The organism is Treponema sp. R80B11-R83G3 (genome assembly GCF_054786115.1).
Genome location: NZ_BDHF01000124.1, coordinates 1 through 3,767, shown reverse-complemented (window position 1 = coordinate 3,767; position 3,767 = coordinate 1). Strand labels below are relative to the sequence as shown.

Below are 3,767 nucleotides of genomic sequence, written 5' to 3'. Positions count from 1 at the left end.
TGTTGGAATGCGTGAAATGTTTATTGAAAAAGGTTTTAATGATTTTCTTTCAAAACCTATAGATGTTTCCAAACTGGATGAAATTCTTGATCGCTGGATACCGGAAGAGAAGAGGGCGATTAGCAATGAGCAATTAGCAATTAGCAATGAGCAATTGGCGATTAGCAATGAGAAATTAGCAATTGGCAATGAGAAATTAGCAATTGGCAATGAGAAATTAGCAATTAACAATGAGAAATTACTTGATATTCCAGGCGTTAATACGGCAAAAGGGCTCGCCATGACAGGCGGTAAGGAAGCGGGCTATATTGACGTACTGTCCATATTTTGTAAAGACGTTGAAAAAAGGTTATCCATGTTGAAAACAGTTCCGCAGGAAGGCGATTTACCGGCGTTTATTATTAATGTTCACGCGCTGAAAAGCGCTTGCGCCTCAATCGGCGCCACGGAAGTTTCGGCTATGGCTAAGGAACTTGAAGCCGCCGGCAAGGCTGCGGATTTGTCTGTTATCGAAAAGCAGTTACCGGCTTTTACCGGACAGTTGGCGGAATTGGCGGGAAATATCCTTACCGTAACGGAAGCGTATGTTGCGCATAACGCGAATGAGGCTCTTAAATCTTCTAAAAACGAATTTGCCGTTTTTATCCCCCTTCTGCGCGAACTTGACGCGGCGCTGAAAACTAAAAAAGTCGATGATATAGACAAGTTATTGGAAGAACTTATAAAGCGGCAAGACGCGGATTCCGACGTTAAAAACGCTCTTGAAAAAATTTCCGATGAAGTGCTGATGACGGAATTTGACAATGCAGAAAGAATCCTTGAAGAACTAATTTCGCAAATAACCAAGGGGAAATGAATATGGATAACAAGAAAATTTTGATTATTTTAGTAGACGATAATCCGTCGAATCTTAGAATAGGCAAAAATGTTTTATCTGAAAAATACACCGTCGCTACGGCCCCATCTGCGGAAAAAATGTTCGACCTTCTGGAAAATAATAAGCCAGATATGATCCTGCTTGATATTGAAATGCCTCAAGTGAACGGTTACGAAGCGATTAAGATACTTAAGTCGAAACAGGAAACAAAAGATATTCCGGTAATTTTTCTTACGGGAAAAGCAGAAGCGGACGATGAAATCACCGGGTTATCCATGGGCGCTATTGATTATATCACAAAGCCGTTCCGTCCGGCTCTGCTTCTTAAGCGAATTGAAGTGCACCTTCTTGTGGAGGCCCAGAAGAAAGAGCTTCAATACTTCAATGAAAATTTGCAAAGAATGGTAGAAGAAAAAACGCAAAGCGTGATGGAACTGCAAAACGCCCTTTTAAAAACAATGGCGGAATTGGTAGAATGCAGAGATGACATTACAGGCGGACACATAGAGCGCACTCAACGTGGAATAAAAATCATGCTGGAAGAAATAGAAAAGAGCGGCATATACGCTGAAGAAATAAAGGGATGGGACATCGACCTGTTGCTCCAGTCTTGCCAGCTTCATGATGTAGGCAAAATATCCATTGATGACATTATCCTAAAGAAGAAAGGAAAACTTGACAAAGAGGAATTTGAAGAAATGAAAAAACACGCGGCTTTTGGCGAGCGTATAATCGAAAAAATTGAAGTTCTTGCAAAGGAAAGCGACTTTCTTAAATACGCGAAAATTTTTGCAGCCAGCCATCATGAAAAATGGGACGGCACTGGTTATCCACGCGGGCTTAAGGGAGACGAAATACCGTTGTTAGGCCGCATAATGGCTATTGCCGACGTTTACGACGCGCTTACGTCAGTCCGCCCGTATAAAGACGCCTTCCCCCATGAAGAAGCGGTGCGGATTATCATGAACAGCAGCGGGACGCAGTTTGATCCAATACTGGTAGAATTATTTGTTAAAAACTCAGACAGATTTAATATGAAACATCACGGTTAATTGCAAGAATCGTCCATTGTTTGGTAAAATAGATAACAGGAGAAAAATTTAATGACGAATGAAATTGCAAATAATAAATGTCCGGCATGCGGCGGCGCTTTGAATTATACGGGAGGTTCCGCTCCAAAGTTCTGTGAACACTGCGGCGTAAAATTGGATATTTCCCCGGTTAAGCAGCCGGATTTGACTGCCGCTCCAAGCGTGGACGGTAAATCGACAGCTGATAAAAATAAATTGTGGATTGCGACCGGCAAAGAGCCTGTTTATATGCTTTCTAAAATGGTAAACAGGCACGGGCTTATCGCGGGAGCCACAGGCACAGGCAAAACCGTGTCCATAAAAGTTTTATCGGAAGCGTTAAGCGACATAGGCATTTCTGTTTTTTTGGCGGACATTAAAGGGGATGTTTCGGGCCTCTGTAAGAAAGGTGAGTCAAATAAAAATGTTGAAGAACGCGTAAAGAGCATGAACATCGGTGATTTCGCGTATACGGATTATCCCACGCGTTTTTTTGACGTTTACGGTAAAAACGGCATTCCTGCGCGCGCGACAATATCCGATATGGGGCCGCTTCTTCTTGCGCGTATACTCGGTCTTAATGAAACGCAGAGCGGCATTTTACAGATAATTTTCAAGATAGCCGACGACAACGGTTTATTATTGATCGATTTAAAAGATCTGCGGGCGATGGTTCAGTTTGCCGGCGATAACGCGAAAGAATTGTCGTCAACATACGGCAATATCTCGACGCAAAGCGTTGGCACAATTCAACGAAATCTTTTAACGCTGGCCTCAAGCGGAGGTGATATTTTCTTTGGAGAGCCTGCTCTAGATCTGCGCGATTGGCTTGGATGTGACGATTCAGGGCGCGGCTTTATCAATATTTTGGACTGCGTAAAACTTTTTCAAAGTCCGTTGCTTTATTCGACATTTTTATTGTGGATGCTTTCAGGCCTCTACGAGATGATGCCGGAGGTAGGCGATCTTGATAAGCCAAAGATAGTTTTCTTTTTTGATGAGGCGCACATTTTGTTTAACGAAGCGCCAAAAGCCCTTCTGCAAAAAATAGAGCAGGTTGTTCGCCTTATCCGTTCCAAAGGAGTCGGCATTTACTTTATTACGCAATCGCCGTCCGATATTCCCGATAGCGTATTATCACAGTTGGGCAATAAGATTCAACACGCGTTACGCGCATATACGCCAAATGATCAAAAGGCGTTAAAAGCCGCCGCCGCTTCATTCCGCTCCAACCCGGAGTTTTCAAGTGAAAAAGTTTTAGGCGAACTTTCAACAGGCGAAGCGCTAATATCAGTACTTGACGAAAAAGGCGCTCCAAAGATCGTACAACGCGCTTTTATGCTTCCGCCAAAGAGTTTTATAGGCTCAGCGGAACCGGAGCGCATAAGCGGCATTATTAAGAACTGCCCGCTTTATTCAAAGTACAGCAACGCGATAGACCGAGAATCCGCGTATGAAGTATTGCAGGAGCAAAAAAAACAGGCGCAGGCGCAGCAACAGAAACAGCAGAAACAGCAGCCCGTTACAACGCGGCAAGCTCAGCCGGTAAAAACGCCAAAAACAACAAGCACAAGGAAAACAAGCAGTCCAGCAAACAAGGCGCTCTCAAGCGCGATGACGCAGATTGGCAGGGCGGCGGGGAAGGCGCTGGTTCGCGGGTTGTTCGGGAATATTAAATTATTTTAGTAAAGATTCACACAAAGGAATGATAAAAAGAAAACAAGGGAAATATGATATAACCTGAAGAAGAGGAATCGACAGGGGAAGGCTACAGTTCGCGCTAGTGAATGGTCTGAGAGACCGGCACAAAGAATGAAGAG

The 3,767-nt window shown here is 43.7% G+C and carries 3 protein-coding genes and 1 pseudogene; all 4 read left to right on the top strand.

The window, feature by feature from the left end:
• A partial coding sequence (locus ACYVRH_RS11400) for an Hpt domain-containing protein (RefSeq protein ID WP_461257036.1) occupies positions 1-856 on the top strand: 856 nt, incomplete at its 5' end.
• Positions 853-1,192 (top strand): annotated as a pseudogene (locus ACYVRH_RS11395) (response regulator); the annotation flags it as partial. The gene ACYVRH_RS11400 and the pseudogene ACYVRH_RS11395, both read left to right, overlap by 4 nt.
• Before the next feature lie 86 nt (positions 1,193-1,278).
• Positions 1,279-1,929, top strand: a complete 651-nt coding sequence (locus tag ACYVRH_RS11390; RefSeq protein ID WP_461257037.1) for an HD-GYP domain-containing protein — start codon at positions 1,279-1,281, stop codon at positions 1,927-1,929.
• A gap of 51 nt (positions 1,930-1,980) precedes the next feature.
• The gene (locus ACYVRH_RS11385; protein ID WP_461257035.1) at positions 1,981-3,633 is read left to right on the top strand and encodes a helicase HerA-like domain-containing protein; all 1,653 of its coding nucleotides are present in this window, start codon (positions 1,981-1,983) and stop codon (positions 3,631-3,633) included.
• Positions 3,634-3,767: the final 134 nt, after the last annotated feature.

Bases quoted from the DNA above. Each gene is read 5' to 3' on its own strand.
- ACYVRH_RS11390 (WP_461257037.1), top strand. From the start codon at position 1,279: ATGGTAGAAGAAAAAACGCAAAGCGTGATGGAACTGCAAAACGCCCTT.
- ACYVRH_RS11385 (WP_461257035.1), top strand. From the start codon at position 1,981: ATGACGAATGAAATTGCAAATAATAAATGTCCGGCATGCGGCGGCGCT.